The following is an 18,748-nucleotide window of genomic DNA, read 5'->3' as shown; positions in this document are numbered from 1 at the left end:
CAAATGGACAATACATATACTACTTTTAAAATTCACCCAAGTATCGGAATTGCAAGACTTGGTAATACTGATGACGATTTTTATCTTACTCCAGAGCAACCTGGAACATTGCCTATCGCTTGTGATGAAATGGGAAGAGAACAAAAAGACTCAAAAGGAAATCCAATCAGAGTAAGCTCTTTCAAAGACAGTAGTGATTTATCTAAAATCAAGAAACAAGCTGCTCGATTTAGAATATTTGCTTACAAAAACGAAGAAGATACTGAAGGGGAAGAAATTAAAGTTGGAGGCACTTATAATTTTGTATATCAAACTGCAGTAACAGCACCAAGAATGGTCCAGGGAAAAGTCACTGATATTGATTGGACTGTACATTTAGCAAATAAAAAAGCTTCCTGGTATGAATTTCAGGAAACTGATGGAGAACATGGATATGCTCCTAGTCATCCGCTTCGTAATCCTGAAGTAACACGACCTGATTTAAGAAGACAACTTATTATTGATCCTGGGCCACTTACGGTAAACCTTAAAAACAACAAAGGTGCTTTTGCCAAATTTGGTTCGGAAAGTAAGAAGATGGATACAAGTAAGTACAAAAAAGTATCATATCCGCAAACTTTTCCGCCTTCAGACATACAACCGAATTCTATTGAAACATTGGGTAGTCTAATGGTTAATGAACAGGAAAAAAACATCCGACTAATTGTGTTGGGAGGAAATGGTAATTCAGGATCTACTACAACCCCTGTCATTGAAAGTTTTGTAAATAATGACGGTTGGTTTGATGATATCTCTGATGGCCCTGTTACCGCTAAAATCGAATATACATTTACGGATATTACCTATGATGGCGATAAAGAAATAAAAACTAAAACTAAAGGAACAATGGACGTACAAGTTCCTGCTTGGGTTGTAGTAGGATATCCAAGATACGTTCCAGAAATGGAAGACATGATCACTATGGATGAAAAGATGTATGATCTTTTTGTTCGTAAAATGGCATATGACCCACAAGTGTTTGGTGTACCTCCTTTTACAAAAGAAAACAACAGTCCTAAAACTCAAGAAGAGTTCGATATATGGAGAAATGAAGCACGATACAATCCCGATTATTATCCAAAATTTTATAAAGAGTTATGGCCGCAATTGCGCAGGCCTGATGACTTTAAATACACCTTTGTTTTTGACTTTTTTGGTGGTGGTGATCCTCATAATCGAGGAACTGGTGGAAATTTAAACTATGATACGCTTTCGATACCTCCCGAAAATGGAGAAGATCCCTACTACAGATTAAGGCAATTTGTACTTGGAATTATGAGACAAACAAACCAACTTAATGACTATGAAGTAGAAGGAAACTATAACTCTACGTCTAACAAACCACGTTTAATGCCTATGCTCTGCGGTAATAATCCGCTTAGTAATACGGCTCCAGAGAAGTTTCTTTCTATGACAGAAACACAGTTGTTCTTTTTAAAACAATGGGCAAACGGAAAATTTGTGAATGAATGCACTGAATGGGGAGAGAGCAATAAGAAATGTACCAATCCATGGGTACATCCTCCTACAACAGGCATCGGTATTGACAGAGGTGTATTGAGTAATGTACTAGGAGGTGCGTTTTGTCCTGGAGGAGAACTTTCGTGGATTGTTAACAATCCTGCTATCTATAGTGAACCATATAGAATTAAACACGCCACCTATATCGCTGGAGGATTAAGTATTCCAAAACCGATTGCTAATACAGATGGTAGTACTGCTCCTAATCTAGCAGAAGGTTTAGAACCTGGAGATCTTACTAAATATATAGGTATCCCTTGGCAAGCAGATTTTCATGAATGTACGTTTCAAAATATAAATATCACTTATGAAAAATGGAACAATATTTATCCCGAGTCAACTGGTGATCCGGTAGAACAGCAAATAGCATATAACATTCCTTGGTGGCCGGCTCACAGACCTATCGTGGTTCCAGAATCTTTAAACGGATCGCAAGTATATTGGGCATCAGGAATTCCTAATAATAAAGCTGGTGATTTACAAATGGTTCAAGCATGGAAAGACCTTGGATTTTTAATTGCTGAAGGAACAGGAATTACAAGGCAATTTTATCAAATAGAGCGAAATAATGACGCACTTGGTGATCCTGTAAAACCTGGAGATCGTGTATTAGGGCAAAGTTTTGGAGAGTCAAACAAAGAAAATAACAACAATTAAATCATTATGAACACATCAACTAATTCAGTTCCTGAAATCCTCACCGGGATATGGACTTATAGAAGTTTTCTAAGCAATCCTGACTTAGATGCAGATTTTGATTCATTAGAATTTGGAAGAGGAAACATAAAAATAAACGAAGCTCCTATGCAAACTCTGGATGGTTTGATATATGGTCCAGGATGGGAACTAAAACTAAGCGGTTCTATTGGATATGGAAATCCTTTTACATTACAATTTCAAGGAAAAGGAATTGCAGGAGGCGCAGAGTGGATTTATAACTATTTAGGATATTATGTCCCTAATTGGATGAACGGCATTGATCAACGTCCTGCTATCGTTGGATCTATCGTAAGAGCCATTCCACATCCAACGGGTCCTAATGGAAAATCTACTGCTCCTGCTGGTGTAGTTGCACAATGGATCGCCGTAAAACAAGATCCTAGCTAATGAAGAACAATCCATATACATATGATGTCGTTGTGATAGGTGGCGGTGTAGCAGGATGTGCTACTGCAATTGCTTTAAAAAATGAAGCTCCTGAACTTCGTATTGCCATTATGGAACGCAAACCATCTTTCAACCCTAATAACGCTTGTATATATCGAATAGGAGAAACATTACCTCCGCATGCCTCTCAGCAATTGCAAAAATTGGGGATTTGGAGTTCTTTTCTAGAGTGTAATTTTGTAACTGCCTATGGAACCTCAGCTGCTTGGGGATCCTCTGAACTATATCATAATGAGTATATGTACTCTCCTTATGGATACGGATGGCATTTGGATCGAATCGCTTTTGATCAATTTATGATTAAAGAAGCGCAAAAAAGAGATATTCTCTTCTATTTTGAAACTAGTATTACAGCATCAAAGAAGAAATCTAAACATTGGATTTTGGAAACTAATTCCAAACAAGACAACATAACTTTAAAATCCAATTTTGTAATAGATGCCACTGGCAAAAAAGCTGCATTCTCTAGTCTCCAGAAATCTACTAAGATTAAGAAGGACCAGATGGTTGGGGTTTATTGTATTTATAATACAAAAGATGAGCATAAGGATCATTCTGGAATAGGTAGCGGCACCTGTGTAGAAACCGATCAAAATGGATGGTGGTATAGCGCTACATTACCTAATAAAACTATCGTAGTTGGCTATATGACAGATGCTGATATTGCAAACCGATTACAACTTCGGAAAAGAGAAGCTTTTAATAATCTTTTACACAATACCAAACACACTAACAACAGAATAAAAGATACTGCATACCTCTCACAGCCTCAGGTAACAGCAGCTCATACGCAATATCTTAGCGCTGTTACTGGTGATTCTTGGCTTGCAGTAGGTGATGCAGCTTCGTGTTATGACCCTATTTCATCCTTAGGGATTTTTAAATCATTAACCATGAGTCAGTTTGCAGCTTATGCTACCCTAGATGATCTAAAAGGGGATCGATTCGGATTACAAAAATATCAGCAAATCATTACTCAAGATTATAAAGCATATCTGAAAAAGAGACAAGAATACTATGCTCAAGAAGATCGATATACTACATCGCTTTTTTGGAAAAGAAGACATGCTCATCAAAATTATCACTAATAACCTTAAATTTTTTTATACTATGAAACACACACTACAATTTTTCTATTCAAATTTGAATCAACTCGTATTGATTTTATGTATTTCATTACTACTATTTTCTTGTGATGATAAGGTAACGATAGAAGGGAATAATGATAAAGCAGCAATAACTATAAATGAGAATGATTATAAAAAAATTCCTGCTCCTGTTAAGTTTTCTGCAGACATTCCTGTAGACGTAAATCCAGTGATTCAAAAAAAATTAAAAGACAAAAAGAATATATTCAAGCTTAATGAAAAGTTCAATGAATATAGCTGGCAAGCATTTATAGCAATTATGTGGCCTAGAGATAAAAAAGGAAAACCAGCGGAGAAATTTACAGATAAAGGAGAGCCTACCTGGTTAGGTTGGAAAGAAGCTTTCCAGGTATATCGCAAGGATGGAAAAACGCCTGCTCCTTGGGGAAGTCCGAGAACAGCATCTGGATTGAATTTATCCGAAAACGCTATAAATGACACCAATTCTAGAATAGTTCTCTCTTCTGCTACACCTACAACCCCTAAAAACTTTGATATAGCTGATGAAGTAAACCAAGCGTTTGCAGGAAAACTATTTGATCAAAACGGAAGTGTCGTAGTATACGAAGTATTAATGAATAAAGAAGAGTTTGATTATATCGTTACAAACAAGTTGTATAATAAAAACGGACAGACCAAGTTTTCTGAAAGTGGTATTGCCAACTTTCCAAAAGGAGATTATAAAAAGAGTAAGCTGGGAGCAATAGAAATCAAATTTGCCTGGAAAATACTTACGGATAAAGATCATAAAGAAAGATACTACAGGGAAGAAGGATATATCATCAGTCCTGATTCTACTTTAGTTAAAAAAGATTTAGGAATGATTGGTTTTCATATCAGTCAAAAAACTCCAACCGGAAAGCAATGGGTTTGGTCTACATTCGAGCATATTGATAACCTAGACCAAAACGTAATCGAAAAAGATGAAAAAACAACTGTAATCTCTCCTTCACTTACAGACCCAAATTGTGAGATATGTCCAGTAAATTTGGATGTAACAAACGGTGGGACGACCTATACTCATAATAAAGGAGCACACGGAGATTTTTGGACTATATCTAGTAGTAATACAGATATGTACTATGCCAAAAGCGATACTATGAAGACTCAAGCTAAACGTATGGTTGATATTCCTGTACGAGTAAAGCGAGTAAACGAAAAGATGCAAACCTATTTTAAACAACAAAAAAGTGTTTGGCAATATTACCAACTAATCGATACTCAATATCCTTTAGATCAAAACGCTCTTCCAGGAAATCATACAGAAGCTGGATATAAAGTGCCAGAATCTGTAGTCAACAAACCTGGTGGCAATCCTAATCTGGCGTTACTAACCAATATCACCATGGAGACTTTTTTCCAAACAGGAAATCAATCAGCTGCTAATCTTATGGAAGCAAATCCCGTAAGTGATATTACCATTTTTGGTACGGAAAGCTGCATGGGATGCCACTCTAGTGCTGGAATCTATGAGTATAAAAATGGAAAAGCAATATCAGGAGACCAGTTAAGTGGGGATTTTAGTTGGCTGCTTGGCAAAGCACAATGGGAAAAAGGAAAGCCTAAAAAACCGTCTAATTAGTCAATGTTATCATAATCAGAGAGAGGTTTTTACAAAACATTGTATTCACTTCTCCCTGATTACTTTAAATAATATATCATTTTAACACTTCTTTTTGCCCATAATCAAGTTTAATTCTAAAAACACAACAGCAAATGTATACTTCAAACAAAAACTCCTGTTCTTGTGCTACCAAAGGTTCAATAAAGCAAGTCGGTAATCACACAAAGAAAATGAGCGCTCTGAACATACTATCTGCTGTTGTGTTTTTTCTATTCCCAAAATGTGCCTTCTGTTGGGCAGCTTATGCTTCCTTTTTTAGTTTTATAGGATTCGGGCAACTGGAATACAACTCTAAATGGAAATATATTATTCTTACAACATTTCTTTTGGGTAGTATGATACTCATGTGGAAGCATTATAAAAACAAATCCTGGATTAATATTTTACTATACACTTCTGGGCTTTCTATTCTACTGATCGCCTATTATCTTAACTATAGTCAGACTTGGTGGCTATATATAGTTGCTTTCCTGATGATTTTAAGTAATTTTCATTTACAAAAAAAACAGATACTAAGCCATCATTAATATTTATTAAATAGTATCTACAAAAAAACATATAGTATTGTATATTTATACAAAAAGTACTTTATATGTCATCCCAATCCCGTCTGGATCGCGCTTATAAGAATGCAAAAATCATTTCTTTTGATGACAGTTCTAAGTTTATCTTATTTAGTGATTGCCATAGAGGTGATAATAGTTTTGCAGATGATTTTGCGAATAATAGAAATATTTACTTCCACGCATTGACACATTATTATAATGAAGGTTTTACCTATTGTGAATTAGGAGATGGAGATGAGTTATGGGAAAATTTACATTTTGAAATTATTCTCAGAGCTCACAAAAATGTTTATGGTTTACTTCAAAAATTACATGCTGAAGACAGACTAGCAATGATTTGGGGAAATCACGACATGGTCTATCGTGATCCAAAACATGTAAAAAAACAGTTGTCTTTTTACTTTGATCCTAAATTAGGAAAGGATGTCCCTTTATTTCCAGGTATCGAATATCACGAAGCAATTATTCTAAAGCACAAGGACACTCAACAAGAAATTTTCTTACTACACGGGCATCAGGTAGACTTCATGAATTATGTAGGATGGAGAATTAATAGGTTTCTAGTACGTTTCTTATGGAGGTCACTACAAGTTATAGGAATATCAGATCCAACAAGCCCTGCAAAGAATTATACAGAAATGATTAAGGTAGAAAGACGTATGAAAAAATGGATTGCTAATCATAGAAACCAGTTTACTATTATAGGTCACACTCATCGTCCTCGTTTTCCCGAAGCAGGCGAATTAGCACTATTTAATGATGGAAGCTGTGTCCATCCAAGATCTATCACCGGAATTGAAATCGAAAATGGAAATATTACTTTAATCAAATGGCAAATCGCTACTACAGAAGATGGAACTCTCAAAATTATTAGAGTACCTCTGGAAGGGCCTCAAAAATTGACCGATTTTATTACTGATTAATATTGTATTCGTATGGGAAACATTAATCAAGTACTAGAACAAATTCCGATAAGACACGATTTTGTCTCCTATTTTATTAGTCTGGGTATTTTTATCGGATTGTTAGTAAGCTTTGTTCTCTTACTTCGTACTTCTAATAAAAATAATGCCTTCAGAATCTATGGTTGGTCATTATTAATCCAATCTATCATTGCTACAGATGTTTTCTTATGCTATACAGGTCTAATAAAATATATACCTCATTTTAATGATAGTACAGAACCATTAGTACTACTGCTGGCTCCATCAATATACCTTTTTGTATATACGCTACTTACACGAAAATCAATCACTTTAAAAAAACATTGGATTCATTTAGTACCATCTGTTTTATATTTCTTATCCCAAATACAATATTATCTTCAACCAATATCTATTAAAGTTAATGCTTACTTAGGGGCTTATTATGATGATATAGAAAAAGTGATAATTCCTAAAGACACTGATTATAGTTACTTATGGATTAAAGATGAATTTAGATGGTTGATTTTAGCAAGTTTTGTTTTTTACATCATTTTATCAATGCGTCTTATTCTAATAAACAGAACTAAAAAGAAAATCTTAAGCGCAGAAAACACAAGGATTAATAAATTCGATTTCTCCAAAAATACCTCTCTTGGACTTCTTGCTTTTTTCTTGCTCATATTTATCGTGTATATAAATTTTGAAGATGACGGTGGAGATCATTTTATATTCATTTTTAATACGATCATAGTTGGTATTACTTGTGTCATATTATTATCAGAATCTCGTTTTTTTGAAAATTCCTGGATTGCGGATAAATACGAAACTTCAAAATTTAAGAGTCAGGAAATTTCAATTAATGATATCAAGCAATTTGTGGAGAAGAACAATTTTTATCTACTGAGTTCTGCTTCCTTAAAAAGTTTGGCCGAAGAGTTAAACTCAAGCTCCAATTATATCTCTCAGGTAATTAATACATACACTGATCTTAATTTTAATGATTTTATCAATCAATATAGGATTGAAGCATCTAAAAGTCGTTTAATAGATTCGGAATATAGTCACCTTACCATCGAAGCGATTGGAAACTCTGTAGGATTTAAATCAAAATCAGCATTTTACAATGCATTCAAAAAACATGTAGCAATATCTCCCAAAGCATTTGTCACACTTCAAAAAACTGACTAATACCTATTAGAAAACGTCCAAAATTATAATTCTACACATAATTTGATTCATTTCCTATCCAATTAGAAGAGAAATATTCCACTTTTGAGGAAACAAATTTTTCAAAAGTTATGGATAAAAAGATTCGTCGTTACGATTTAGATTGGCTACGTGTTATTGTATTTGGATTACTTATTTTTTATCACGTAGGAATGTTTTTCGTTCCTTGGGGATGGCATATTAAAAACAACGTAATTTACGATTGGATTCGTTGGCCAATGCTCTTTTTAAACCAATGGCGTTTACCAGTTCTGTTTGTCATCTCGGGTATGGGTACATTTTATGCCCTGTCTTATCGAAATCTTTGGCAGTTTAATATGGAACGAATTAAAAGACTATTGATTCCTTTATTATTTGGAATGTTATTCATTGTCCCCCCGCAGGTTTATTTTGAAAGATTAGTCACTAATCAATTCAGCGGATCTTATGTTGAGTATTTAACAACTGAAGCCTTTACAGGAGTATACCCAGAAGGAAACATTAGCTGGCATCACTTATGGTTTTTGCCTTATCTCTTAATATTTTCTATTATTCTTTCTCCTCTATTTATAAAAATTAAAAGAGGTGCTCCAAAACTTACTATTTGGATACAACAACAGCTTCAAAAACCGTATGGATTATATCTATTTATTATACCATTATACTTTTTCGAAGTATTAATAGAACCCTTTTTTGATATTACGCATGCGTTGATTGATGATTGGTTTAATTTTATAAACTCTTTAGCCTTCTTTCTATTTGGTTTTATACTTATCGCTTCAGGTAAGGTATTCTGGAAAAGTCTTAATCTTATAAAGTCCAAAGCTCTTATGATAGGGATTGCTACTTTTTCTATTCAGCTTTTTATATGGATACAAGGCCAAGATAGCCTTCTTATTCATTGCATCGAAGCATTTATAAAAGTAACTAATCTATGGTCTTGGATTTTGGTTATTTTAGGATATGGAGCTAAATTTTTAAACACAAAAAGTAATCTACTTGCCTATTGCAATAGAGCTGTCTATCCTTTTTATATTTTACATCAAACGATCACTATAATCATTGGATATTACATCATGCACCTTGATTGGGGGTTGTTATCAAAATTTATCATACTAGTTCTAGGCACTTTTGGCGGTAGCTGGATGATCTATCATTGGATTATTCTAAAGATTCCAATATTACATCCGTTCTTTGGTTTAAAAAAACCAAAGAATTATTAATCTATTATAATACTAGGTAGTGATAACTCATTGTCATTTGGGATGTTATATTCAGTACAAGATTCTTTTTGAAGGTTATATTTTTCAGATGAGACCTCTACCCAATAATCATCTCCAAAGAATTTAAAAAAATAACGCTTATCGATATAGACTTCAAATACATCCTGAACGGCATAATAACCATCTTTTTCAACTATATTACCAATTGAATCTTTAGATTTTACCGAAATGTATTTTTCTTTGAGATAATGAATATAAACAGAATCTTTACAAAAAAGAAGATGTTTAGGTTCCGCAGTGCCTCCATCCCAATCTATATCTCCATTATTCACTGTAAATTTATAACTATAACTATGAGTTGTCCCATAATTAGAATTCGTTATAACACCTATATGGGTGGTATTCCTATTCGTTTTTTGGACTTCTAAATGTTTGTCTTTTCCTAATAGTTTATTCGTTATATCGATACGTTCTGTAGTTTTTGATCTACAACCGGTAATTAAAAAAATGAAACTGAGAACACTTACATAAATTAATTTTTTTATCATTCTATTAGAATTGGAATTAAAAAACATATGCTCAAGAAAAAGATTCTTCTTGAGCATATGAATTATAAAAATTTAATAAAATTATATTATTCGATGTTTAACACCTCTTCAATTTGAGGAGCATACTTCTTGATTGTCATCTCAACTCCCGATTTTAAGGTCATTTGATTTACACTACAACCTACACAAGCACCCTCAAGTTGTACCTTGACTCTCTTATCATCTTCTATACCTATTAATGAAATATTTCCTCCATCACTTTCTAAGAAAGGACGAATTTCATCTAGTGCTTTTTCTACATTAATTCTTAATTCTTCAGAAGTCATTTATTATTTTTTTACAGCAGAGCATCCCGCCATTGTTGTTATTTTAATCGCCTCAGTAGGTGGTAAATTTTCGTTTCTATCCACTACTTCCTGTACAACATTCCTTGTTAATTCTTCGAAGGCCTTTTCAATAGGGGTTGCTGTTTGCAATGCAGCTGGACGACCTACATCTCCTGCCTCACGTATACTTTGAACTAAAGGTATTTCTCCTAAAAACGGAACATCAATATCTTCTGCAAGATGTTTAGCACCTTCTTTACCAAAGATATAATATTTATTGTTAGGAAGCTCTTCTGGAGTAAAATATGCCATATTTTCTATGATCCCTAACACAGGCACGCTAATACTTTCTTGTTGAAACATTGCTACTCCTTTTCTAGCATCAGCAAGTGCTACATTCTGAGGTGTACTAACTACAACAGCTCCCGTAATCGGTAAAGATTGCATAATCGATAAATGAATATCACCTGTTCCTGGAGGCAAATCCAATAGTAAGAAATCTAATTCTCCCCAGGCTGCATCAAAAATCATTTGATTTAATGCTTTTGCAGCCATAGGACCTCTCCAAACTACTGCTTGGTTGGGTTGTGTAAAAAATCCTATAGACAATATTTTGACCCCATAATTTTCAACGGGTTTCATTTTAGATGCAGAACCTACTTTTACAGATAATGGTCTTTCTCTTTCTACATCAAACATAATGGGTGCAGAGGGTCCGTAGATATCTGCATCTAATAATCCAACACTAAAACCCATTTTCGCTAAAGTAACAGCTAAGTTAGAAGTCACAGTAGATTTACCAACTCCCCCTTTTCCAGAGGCAACGGCAATAATATTTTTAATTCCAGGAATCGGTTTTCCCTTGATTACATTTTTTTCAGGTTGTTTAGCAGCAGGAGCTTCTACTTTAATATTCACCTTTATTTTGGCCTTTTCATACACTTTATCATGAATAGCTTTCATCACATCAACTTCTGCCCTCTTTTTGATATGTAATGCAGGTGTAGACAATTCTAAATCAACAATTACTTCATCTCCAAAAGTAATTATATTTTTCACTGCACCACTCTCCACCATGTTCTTTCCTTCTCCGGCAACCGTAATGGTTTCTAGCGCTTTTAATATATCCGATTTTTCTAACTTCATGAGTATTATTTCTTTTTCTAACAATGAATCAATCTAGAATGATTCTAAACGCAAAGATAGGTTGAAAAGTTAAGATTATAAAGTTCCTAAATTGAAATGATTTATAGTTCTATCGGAGGGAATGATAACATATTTTAAAAAATGGTATAATTCGTGTTAATTCCCTATTCAAGATTCTATACAATCACATTATGAGACATATATTTTTTATTTTATTCTTATCGTTTTTTACTTTTCAAGGGAACAGTCAGGGGAAACTTGAAAAAGCTGAGAAAGGGTTGTCTCAAAATAATAACTATTATTCATCCTCCCCTAATTCTAGAACGTCATCTAATTCATCTTATGGAGATAATTCTCTTTGGGGAGGACTCACAATGGTCTTTATCGAGATTGGATTGTATGCTACCTATTATGGTTTAATCGAAAGTCCTACAGAACAAAAACATCCCGCAAGCAAAGCATTTATTACTAAATATCCATATCACAGTTCTAATAGAGGTAATTATGCATATAATTGGGATGGAGATACCAACCTATCTAGAATTACTGTAACTAATCGATTTATTGTAGAAAATAGTGAATTGTATGGCAATCACCTCAATGCAGACTTTAGATTTCTAAAGAGAATAAGTATCGAGGCGGATTACCTACAACTTTGGGAAAATAATACTTTTTTTGGAGATAACTCTTTAGCTACTTTTACATTCTTAGCTAAATATCATAGAGTAAGAACAGAGAAATTTAATGCGTATTGGGGTATGGGGGCCACTTATATTGGTGGAGATGTAGATGAATTAGGTTTCACCTATGGTATCGGAGCGGAATATTTCTTTGCTAATCCTATGAGTCTTGAACTTAATTATAATCAAACATTAATTAACACACGATCTTCTGACAAATTAAACGCATTATTAAATTACCACGTTAATAGGTTTAAGGTAAATGGAGGATATGAATACCTAAGAATTGGAGGTGTTGGTTTTTCTACTTTTTCTGTGGGTGTCGGTATTTCTTTATAAAGAACGTCCAGACGGTTTATATGCTATATCTTTTTTGTTTACTTCCTTCGCCAATCTAAACAATACAACAAAAAAGGATAAAGCCTGTCCTGAGCCTCCTCCATAAGCAGACGGGTATCGAAGGGTTACTATCCTAATGCAGTTTTTACTATTATTTGTAAATTTTTCAAAAATTAGGAAATAATAAGATAAATCGTATATTTGATGATATTTGTAAATTTTTCAAAAATTAGGAAATATGATTGAAAAAGCACCAAAAACGGATCTAAAAATGAATGATCCTGAAACATATACCGATTCCTTTGCAATTTCTCAAGTTCATTTAATTCTTCCAGTAATTAAAAAAATTGAGAATGAATATTTATACTGGGATAAGGTTAAATACTTAAAAGAAAACAAATGGAATGGAGTAAAATTATGGGAAATAACAAAATATAAAAGAGTGCTACAATCTTCTATTTCTTGGATATCTCGTATTCAATATAGCTATAATGTCACAACTAATCTTCAACAAAAGCTTCACTATTTGGATCACAATTTTGGAGCAGGGTTGCAAAAAGAGCAATTACTTTCAGAATTAGATAAACAACAATACCTCAACAATGCTTTGATGGAAGAATCTATATTCTCTTCAATGATCGAGGGAGCGACAACCACAAGGGTAAAAGCGAAAGACATGCTTCGAAAAAACAAAAGTCCAAAAAACAAATCGGAGCAAATGATCTTAAACAATTATGAAACTATTCAATATATCAGCGATCATAAAACCGATGATATTTCTGTACAAAAGCTTTATGAAATCCATCATTTAGTTACCAAAAATACGCTTGAAGAACAAAAAGTAGGTGTTTTTAGGAATAATAATGAAATACATGTAATGAATGAAATCACAGGAGAAATCGTACACACCCCACCCGATTTCAAATTGCTTACTCGTTTAATGGAGTCGTTCTGTGATTTTTTTAATAATAATCCAAAAGATAGTTTTATTCACCCTATTGTGAAAGCAAGTATATTACATTTTTTTATAGGTTACATACATCCTTTTGTTGATGGTAATGGCAGAACTGCTCGTGCAATATTTTATTGGTATTTACTTAAGGAAGGATATTGGTTAGTAGAATATCTCTCAATATCAAGAGTAATTATGAAAACCAAAGTTCAGTATGAAAAGGCATATATCTATACCGAAATAGATGATATGGATGTAACTTATTTTATCCATTATCAAATAAAAGTACTTACACAAGCCTTTGAAGATTTGAAAAAATACGTCTCCAAAAAGAAAAAAGAAGAGGATAAATTATCTATTTTCTATAGGGAGTCGAATATAAATGAAAGGCAAGCACAACTTTTGTTTTGGATAAAAGAGAATGAAAATCGGTATTTTTCTGTTAAAGAAATAGAGAACATATTTTCTATAACCAATCAAACAGCCAGAACAGATTTAGAAAATCTCGTAGAAAAACAAATTTTGAAAAAGGTGTACATTAATAAAAAAGCAGCAAATTATTGGAAAGGAGATCTCTTTGACAAGAAATTTTCATAACTCCTTCATTGGATCCCAGAATAATTTCTCAAAATCTTGTATTTGATTGTCAATCACTTCTACACCTTCGTTTTCGAGTAGTTGTTGCATCAAATTTGTTCCATCAAAATGATGTTTTCCTGTTAGGATTCCTTTTCTATTAACTACACGATGTGCAGGTACATCTTCCAGTTTCCCTGAAGCATTCATAGCCCAACCAACCATACGTGCACTTCTTGCCGCTCCTAGGTATTTAGCAATGGCGCCATAGGAAGTAATTCTACCATAGGGAATTAGTTTTGCTACTTCATAAACTCTTTCAAAGAAGTTTTCATTTGTATTATTATCCTTCATTCCAAGTGTATATAATTCTGGCTACGGTTAGCAGTACTAAAATCAACATTAATATTCCCATAAAATAATTAGAGTATTTAGCTACAGTAGATGTTTTCTTTACAATTTTTAAAAAAGAAATTACATAAAAGTATAAGGTGATAAACGTTCCTATTCCCGCAGCAATACCAAATATTATAATCCTTGGCGCATCATATTCTATTTTACCACTTACACTCATTGCTGCTGCAATTGCGCAGAAATAAGGTATAGGCAATACATTGATTGCTGATATCATTATTCCTTTAAAAAAACTCCGAGAACCCGCGTGTTTATATACCTTAATCTTAGTTCTTCTTTGTTTTGCTTTAACAAAAAAATAAATAGCCATTAGAAAAAACACCACTGCTCCTGTTCTAAGCAGCATGTTTTTCACATAAGGATTAAAAAATATATATTTTGCTAATAAAATCGCGAATAATGCCTGAATAAAAACAACAACCGAAGCTCCTATTGCCACTAAGATTCCGTTCTTTTTTCCTCTTTCTAAACAAGTCTTAGCGACAGTCATGTTAATTAATCCTGGTGGAATTACTCCAACTAAGGATGCAAAAAATGTTACTAAAAAGAGTTTAGTTGTTTCCAAATCGATGACGCAATTAGGTAATTTTAAACTGGATGTAAGTTATGGGTTTATTTTTTTCTAAGTATTGTTTTTCATAAAAAGTCTGGATCGATGTTACTTCCTCTGGTGACCCCTCTTGATGATACACATTATGATTAGCATATAATACTTCATGTCCTTCTCCATGTAACAAGCCTAGTGTATATCCATGCATAAATTCACTGTCTGTCTTAAGATGCATGATCCCGTCCGGTTTGAGAACTTTCTTATAGCGTTGCAAAAACTGATGGTTAGTCATTCTATGCTTTGTCCTTTTATATTTTATTTGAGGATCCGGAAAGGTTATCCATATCTCATCAATTTCATTAGTCTCGAATATATGATCTACTAATTCTATCTGAGTTCGAATAAAGCCTACATTGTTCATTTCTTTCTCTATAGCCGTTTTAGCTCCACGCCAAAAACGAGCTCCTTTGATATCTATCCCTATAAAATTCTTATCAGGATACTTTTCTGCCAACCCTACAGTATACTCACCCTTACCACACCCTAATTCTAATACAATTGGATTTTCATTCTTAAAGAACTTCTCTCTCCATTTTCCTTTATACCCCAAAGAATTATTCAGCACCTCTTCTCTGGTAGGTTCTACTACATTCTGAAAAGTTTTGTTTTCGTTAAAACGTTTTAATTTATTCTTGCTTCCCACCTATTTATCTACTTCTATATCTATTTGACTCTATAACTGATTTTATGTTACATCCAGGTTTAGAATAATTTATCTACAAATGAAGTTTATAATCCTAAGCTTCAAAAACACAACTACCATACATATCCCATTCCACAATGGGATTCGTTCAACCAGTGTATTCAATGCGCTTCACTTTTGAAAATATAGTTTTACTAACCTAAACATAAATTTTTGGTAAAATTAAGGAAATATATACTTAGAAGAATACTATTAATTTTAAAAATAAGACAATATGTTTTTTGAATAATTAACTTCCAAAGCAACTGATTTTGAGCAAAAAAGTACTTGTAGCGCCACTTAATTGGGGATTGGGTCATGCGACTCGTTGTATCCCAATAATAAATGCCTTGATTAATGAAGGTTTAGAACCTGTTATAGCTTCAGATGGAGCAGCACTTGCTCTATTAAAAAAGGAGTTTCCTGATTTAAAATCAGAAGAAATTCCTTCCTATAACATAGAGTACTCAAAGAAAGCTAGTAATTTTAAATTAAAAATGCTCTTAAATAGCCCTAAAATAGCCCACACTATTACTGCCGAAAAAAAAATAACAAAGCGCATAATAGAATCTGATGATTTTTATGGTATTATTTCTGATAATAGAATGGGAGTGCGACACAAGAGTATACCTTCTGTATTCATTACCCATCAGCTCACGGTTCTTAGTGGAAAAACAACCTCGATTAGCACAAAAATCCATAGTAAATATATCAAGAAATTTGATGTATGCTGGGTTCCTGATATGGCTGACGACCCAAGTCTAAGCGGCGAACTTGGCCATCCAAAAAGAAGCAACATTCCTGTAACATATCTTGGACCATTAAGCAGATTTACCTATCAAAATTTACCCAAAAAATATGATATTATGGTATTACTCTCGGGTCCTGAACCCCAGAGAACCATGTTAGAAAAAAAGCTTTTTCAAGAATTCGAACGGAGCGATAAAAAAATAGTATTTGTTAGAGGTATAATTGAAGAAACACAAAAAACATATGTAAAAAACAACATAATCATTCATAATTATCTTACTGGCAATGCACTACAGGATACTATTAATAGCAGTAATATTATTATTTCTAGGTCAGGATATACTACCGTTATGGATCTAGCCAAATTGAAGAAAAAAGCATTTTTTATACCAACTCCTGGACAATTTGAGCAAGAATATCTAGCACAACGCCTTACCAATAACAAGCTTGTGCCTAGTTGTAAACAGAATGAATTTACATTGAAAAAATTATACAATCTAAATGCTTATAAAGGATTAAGTAGTTTTAGTACTGACATCGACTACGGGGAACTTTTTCACTTTTTCCAAAGTAAATGAAAATTCACTTCCTATTCGATAATCACTTTCTACATAGATACGTTCGTGGTGCGCTTCAATAATATGTTTAACGATAGCTAATCCCAGTCCAGAACCACCTTCTTTACGGGAACCACTTTTATCTACTCGATAAAAACGTTCGAATAATCTAGGGATGTGTGCTTGTGCAATCCCTTCTCCATTATCAGTAACCCTGACAATGACCTTATTTCGAATTAAATTCTCTATACTAACCTCCGTGGTACCATCTTCTTTTCCGTACTTAATAGAATTAACGATTAAGTTGGATAATACTTGTTGAATTCTCTCTTTATCTGCGTGGACCATAACAGAATCCTGATAATTCATGTCAAAAGTTAACGCTATGTTCTTTTTTGACGCCTTCATTTCGAATAAATCAAAAACACTCTGCACCAGTTCAATAATATCAAAATTGGTATAATTAAGATTCAGATCACCTACTTCTAGTTTAGTAATCATGTCAAGATCTTTCACTATATAAATAAGACGCTCTACTCCCTTATTAGCACGATTAAGATATTTATCCAGAATTGCGGGGTCATCCATTGCTCCATCGAGAAGTGTTAATATATATCCTTGTACCGTAAACAATGGTGTTTTAAGCTCATGAGAAACATTCCCCATAAATTCTTTACGATAATCTTCTCTGACTTTTAAGGTCTCTATTTCAGTCTTTCGTTTCTGGGCAAATTTTTCAACTTCTTTGATCAAAGTTTTCATATCTGTAGTTACTGGACTTTCACCAACAGTATCAACATCCAGCATTTCGATATCGTCATATATTTTTCGGACTCTACGATAAATAAATTTCTGAACTCGGTACTGAATTATTAGAAAAGATACTCCATAACATATGATAACGAAAATTACTACGAATAGAAAATTGAATTGATCTTGAACGTACAAAAAAACGCTCATTAAGAGCGTTAGTAATAATGTTATATATAAAGACGACAGGTAAGCAAACCTATACGATCTCTTAAAATTTTCTGCCATTTTATATTACAAACTTGTAGCCGACTCCTTTTATGGTTTTGAAACTATCATCACCTAGTTTCTCTCTAAGCTTTCGGATGTGTACATCTATTGTACGTCCTCCAACAATAACCTCGTTACCCCAGACTTTATCCAAAATATCTTCTCTTTTAAAGACCTTACCAGGCTTTGAGGCCAATAAAGATAATAATTCGAACTCTTTCCTAGGTAATATAATCTCCTTTTTATCCTTAATGATCTTATATTCATCCCTATTAATAACAAGGTTTCCTATCTTTACCACATTATCAGATGAATCATCTTCTTTTAACCTACGCAGTAAAGCTTTTACTTTACTTACTAAGACTTTAGGACGAATGGGTTTTGTAATATAATCATCCGCACCAGCATCAAAACCTGCTACTTGAGAATAATCTTCTCCGCGTGCGGTTAAAAAGGTGATAATTGTATTCTGTAAATCTGGTATTTTACGAATCTGCTCGCAAGCTTCGATACCATCCATCTCAGGCATCATTACATCAAGTATGATCAAATGCGGGTTTTTCTTTTTAGCAATTTTAACGGCCTCAATACCATTCTCAGCTGTTAAGACATTATAGCCTTCTGCTGTTAGATTATAGCCTACAATTTCTAAAATATCCGGCTCATCATCTACTAGTAAAATCGTAATATCCTTTTTATTCATTTCTTTATTGAATTACATCACTAAT

The 18,748-nt window shown here is 33.4% G+C and carries 19 protein-coding genes; 11 read left to right on the top strand and 8 right to left on the bottom strand.

What is annotated here, in order from left to right; all coding sequences use genetic code 11:
* Positions 1 to 3: 3 nt before the first annotated feature.
* The 8 genes from D1818_RS16445 (at position 4) to D1818_RS16410 (ending at position 9,420) form a co-directional block, all read left to right on the top strand.
* Positions 4 to 2,217: a LodA/GoxA family CTQ-dependent oxidase gene (locus D1818_RS16445; protein ID WP_118460067.1), complete on the top strand. Its 2,214-nt coding sequence runs from the start codon at positions 4 to 6 to the stop codon at positions 2,215 to 2,217.
* A 6-nt stretch (positions 2,218 to 2,223) separates the two neighbouring features.
* Positions 2,224 to 2,667, top strand: coding sequence for a hypothetical protein (locus D1818_RS16440; protein ID WP_118460066.1), 444 nt, complete (start codon positions 2,224 to 2,226; stop codon positions 2,665 to 2,667).
* Entirely contained in the window at positions 2,667 to 3,815 is a 1,149-nt protein-coding gene (locus D1818_RS16435; RefSeq protein WP_118460065.1) for an NAD(P)/FAD-dependent oxidoreductase, read from the top strand. The genes D1818_RS16440 and D1818_RS16435 overlap by 1 nt, the downstream gene beginning before the upstream one ends.
* Positions 3,816 to 3,837: 22 nt before the next feature.
* Positions 3,838 to 5,457: a hypothetical protein gene (locus D1818_RS16430; protein WP_118460064.1), complete on the top strand. Its 1,620-nt coding sequence runs from the start codon at positions 3,838 to 3,840 to the stop codon at positions 5,455 to 5,457.
* 134 nt (positions 5,458 to 5,591) lie between these two features.
* On the top strand, positions 5,592 to 6,026 hold the full coding sequence (locus D1818_RS16425) for a hypothetical protein (RefSeq protein WP_118460063.1): 435 nt from the start codon (positions 5,592 to 5,594) through the stop codon (positions 6,024 to 6,026).
* Positions 6,027 to 6,091: 65 nt separating this feature from the next.
* Entirely contained in the window at positions 6,092 to 6,988 is an 897-nt protein-coding gene (locus tag D1818_RS16420) for a metallophosphoesterase family protein (RefSeq protein ID WP_118460062.1), read from the top strand.
* A 12-nt stretch (positions 6,989 to 7,000) separates the two neighbouring features.
* Entirely contained in the window at positions 7,001 to 8,179 is a 1,179-nt protein-coding gene (locus tag D1818_RS16415; protein ID WP_118460061.1) for a helix-turn-helix domain-containing protein, read from the top strand.
* Between the two features lie 110 nt (positions 8,180 to 8,289).
* A complete protein-coding gene (locus D1818_RS16410; RefSeq protein WP_199726276.1) occupies positions 8,290 to 9,420 on the top strand; it encodes an acyltransferase family protein in 1,131 nt (376 codons plus the stop codon).
* Here D1818_RS16410 and D1818_RS16405 read toward each other — a convergent pair.
* The 3 genes from D1818_RS16405 to D1818_RS16395 form a co-directional block, all read right to left on the bottom strand.
* Complete coding sequence (locus tag D1818_RS16405; RefSeq protein WP_147406121.1) at positions 9,417 to 9,968, bottom strand: hypothetical protein; 552 nt, start codon at positions 9,966 to 9,968, stop codon at positions 9,417 to 9,419. The genes D1818_RS16410 and D1818_RS16405 overlap by 4 nt on opposite strands.
* Positions 9,969 to 10,054: 86 nt before the next feature.
* Positions 10,055 to 10,294, bottom strand: coding sequence for a NifU family protein (locus D1818_RS16400; RefSeq protein WP_118460059.1), 240 nt, complete (start codon positions 10,292 to 10,294; stop codon positions 10,055 to 10,057).
* Between the two features lie 3 nt (positions 10,295 to 10,297).
* Positions 10,298 to 11,440 carry an Mrp/NBP35 family ATP-binding protein gene (locus tag D1818_RS16395; protein ID WP_118460058.1) on the bottom strand — a complete coding sequence of 381 codons (1,143 nt, stop codon included), beginning with the start codon at positions 11,438 to 11,440 and terminating at the stop codon, positions 10,298 to 10,300.
* Positions 11,441 to 11,631: 191 nt separating this feature from the next.
* Between D1818_RS16395 and D1818_RS16390 the strand changes: the two genes are divergently transcribed.
* Entirely contained in the window at positions 11,632 to 12,459 is an 828-nt protein-coding gene (locus tag D1818_RS16390) for an outer membrane beta-barrel protein (RefSeq protein WP_118460057.1), read from the top strand.
* Positions 12,460 to 12,697: 238 nt separating this feature from the next.
* A complete protein-coding gene (locus D1818_RS16385) occupies positions 12,698 to 14,008 on the top strand; it encodes a Fic family protein (protein ID WP_118460056.1) in 1,311 nt (436 codons plus the stop codon).
* On the opposite strand, the gene D1818_RS16380 is transcribed toward D1818_RS16385, so the two are convergent.
* Genes D1818_RS16380 through trmB form a run of 3 tightly spaced genes read right to left on the bottom strand, consistent with a single transcriptional unit; the run spans position 14,003 to position 15,654 of the window.
* Positions 14,003 to 14,341 (bottom strand): MGMT family protein, encoded by a 339-nt coding sequence (locus tag D1818_RS16380; RefSeq protein ID WP_118460055.1) that lies wholly within the window; start codon positions 14,339 to 14,341, stop codon positions 14,003 to 14,005. The two genes, D1818_RS16385 and D1818_RS16380, sit on opposite strands and share 6 nt — an antisense overlap.
* Positions 14,331 to 14,966 carry a LysE family translocator gene (locus D1818_RS16375; protein ID WP_118460054.1) on the bottom strand — a complete coding sequence of 212 codons (636 nt, stop codon included), beginning with the start codon at positions 14,964 to 14,966 and terminating at the stop codon, positions 14,331 to 14,333. Before D1818_RS16375 ends, D1818_RS16380 begins: the two co-directional genes overlap by 11 nt.
* A gap of 13 nt (positions 14,967 to 14,979) precedes the next feature.
* A complete protein-coding gene (gene trmB, locus D1818_RS16370) occupies positions 14,980 to 15,654 on the bottom strand; it encodes a tRNA (guanosine(46)-N7)-methyltransferase TrmB (protein ID WP_118460053.1) in 675 nt (224 codons plus the stop codon).
* Between the two features lie 311 nt (positions 15,655 to 15,965).
* On the opposite strand from trmB, the gene D1818_RS16365 reads away from it, so the two are divergent.
* Complete coding sequence (locus D1818_RS16365; protein WP_370449391.1) at positions 15,966 to 17,021, top strand: glycosyltransferase; 1,056 nt, start codon at positions 15,966 to 15,968, stop codon at positions 17,019 to 17,021.
* Here D1818_RS16365 and D1818_RS16360 read toward each other — a convergent pair.
* Together D1818_RS16360 and D1818_RS16355 are read right to left on the bottom strand one after the other, a co-directional pair.
* A complete protein-coding gene (locus D1818_RS16360; RefSeq protein WP_118460051.1) occupies positions 16,959 to 18,038 on the bottom strand; it encodes a cell wall metabolism sensor histidine kinase WalK in 1,080 nt (359 codons plus the stop codon). The two genes, D1818_RS16365 and D1818_RS16360, sit on opposite strands and share 63 nt — an antisense overlap.
* A 1-nt stretch (position 18,039) precedes the next feature.
* Positions 18,040 to 18,723: a response regulator transcription factor gene (locus tag D1818_RS16355; protein WP_118460050.1), complete on the bottom strand. Its 684-nt coding sequence runs from the start codon at positions 18,721 to 18,723 to the stop codon at positions 18,040 to 18,042.
* Positions 18,724 to 18,748 lie beyond the last annotated feature (25 nt).

The organism is Aquimarina sp. BL5 (assembly GCF_003443675.1).
Classification (GTDB): Bacteria; Bacteroidota; Bacteroidia; order Flavobacteriales; family Flavobacteriaceae; genus Aquimarina.
This window is presented reverse-complemented; position numbering and strand designations above follow the sequence as displayed.

Bases quoted from the DNA above. Each gene is read 5' to 3' on its own strand.
- D1818_RS16410 (WP_199726276.1), top strand. From the start codon at position 8,290: ATGGATAAAAAGATTCGTCGTTACGATTTAGATTGGCTACGTGTTATT.
- D1818_RS16360 (WP_118460051.1), bottom strand. From the start codon at position 18,038: ATGGCAGAAAATTTTAAGAGATCGTATAGGTTTGCTTACCTGTCGTCT.
- D1818_RS16420 (WP_118460062.1), top strand. From the start codon at position 6,092: ATGTCATCCCAATCCCGTCTGGATCGCGCTTATAAGAATGCAAAAATC.
- D1818_RS16415 (WP_118460061.1), top strand. From the start codon at position 7,001: ATGGGAAACATTAATCAAGTACTAGAACAAATTCCGATAAGACACGAT.
- D1818_RS16405 (WP_147406121.1), bottom strand. From the start codon at position 9,968: ATGATAAAAAAATTAATTTATGTAAGTGTTCTCAGTTTCATTTTTTTA.
- D1818_RS16430 (WP_118460064.1), top strand. From the start codon at position 3,838: ATGAAACACACACTACAATTTTTCTATTCAAATTTGAATCAACTCGTA.
- D1818_RS16435 (WP_118460065.1), top strand. From the start codon at position 2,667: ATGAAGAACAATCCATATACATATGATGTCGTTGTGATAGGTGGCGGT.
- D1818_RS16385 (WP_118460056.1), top strand. From the start codon at position 12,698: ATGATTGAAAAAGCACCAAAAACGGATCTAAAAATGAATGATCCTGAA.
- D1818_RS16445 (WP_118460067.1), top strand. From the start codon at position 4: ATGGACAATACATATACTACTTTTAAAATTCACCCAAGTATCGGAATT.
- D1818_RS16390 (WP_118460057.1), top strand. From the start codon at position 11,632: ATGAGACATATATTTTTTATTTTATTCTTATCGTTTTTTACTTTTCAA.
- D1818_RS16380 (WP_118460055.1), bottom strand. From the start codon at position 14,341: ATGAAGGATAATAATACAAATGAAAACTTCTTTGAAAGAGTTTATGAA.
- D1818_RS16400 (WP_118460059.1), bottom strand. From the start codon at position 10,294: ATGACTTCTGAAGAATTAAGAATTAATGTAGAAAAAGCACTAGATGAA.
- D1818_RS16395 (WP_118460058.1), bottom strand. From the start codon at position 11,440: ATGAAGTTAGAAAAATCGGATATATTAAAAGCGCTAGAAACCATTACG.
- D1818_RS16425 (WP_118460063.1), top strand. From the start codon at position 5,592: ATGTATACTTCAAACAAAAACTCCTGTTCTTGTGCTACCAAAGGTTCA.
- D1818_RS16440 (WP_118460066.1), top strand. From the start codon at position 2,224: ATGAACACATCAACTAATTCAGTTCCTGAAATCCTCACCGGGATATGG.
- D1818_RS16355 (WP_118460050.1), bottom strand. From the start codon at position 18,723: ATGAATAAAAAGGATATTACGATTTTACTAGTAGATGATGAGCCGGAT.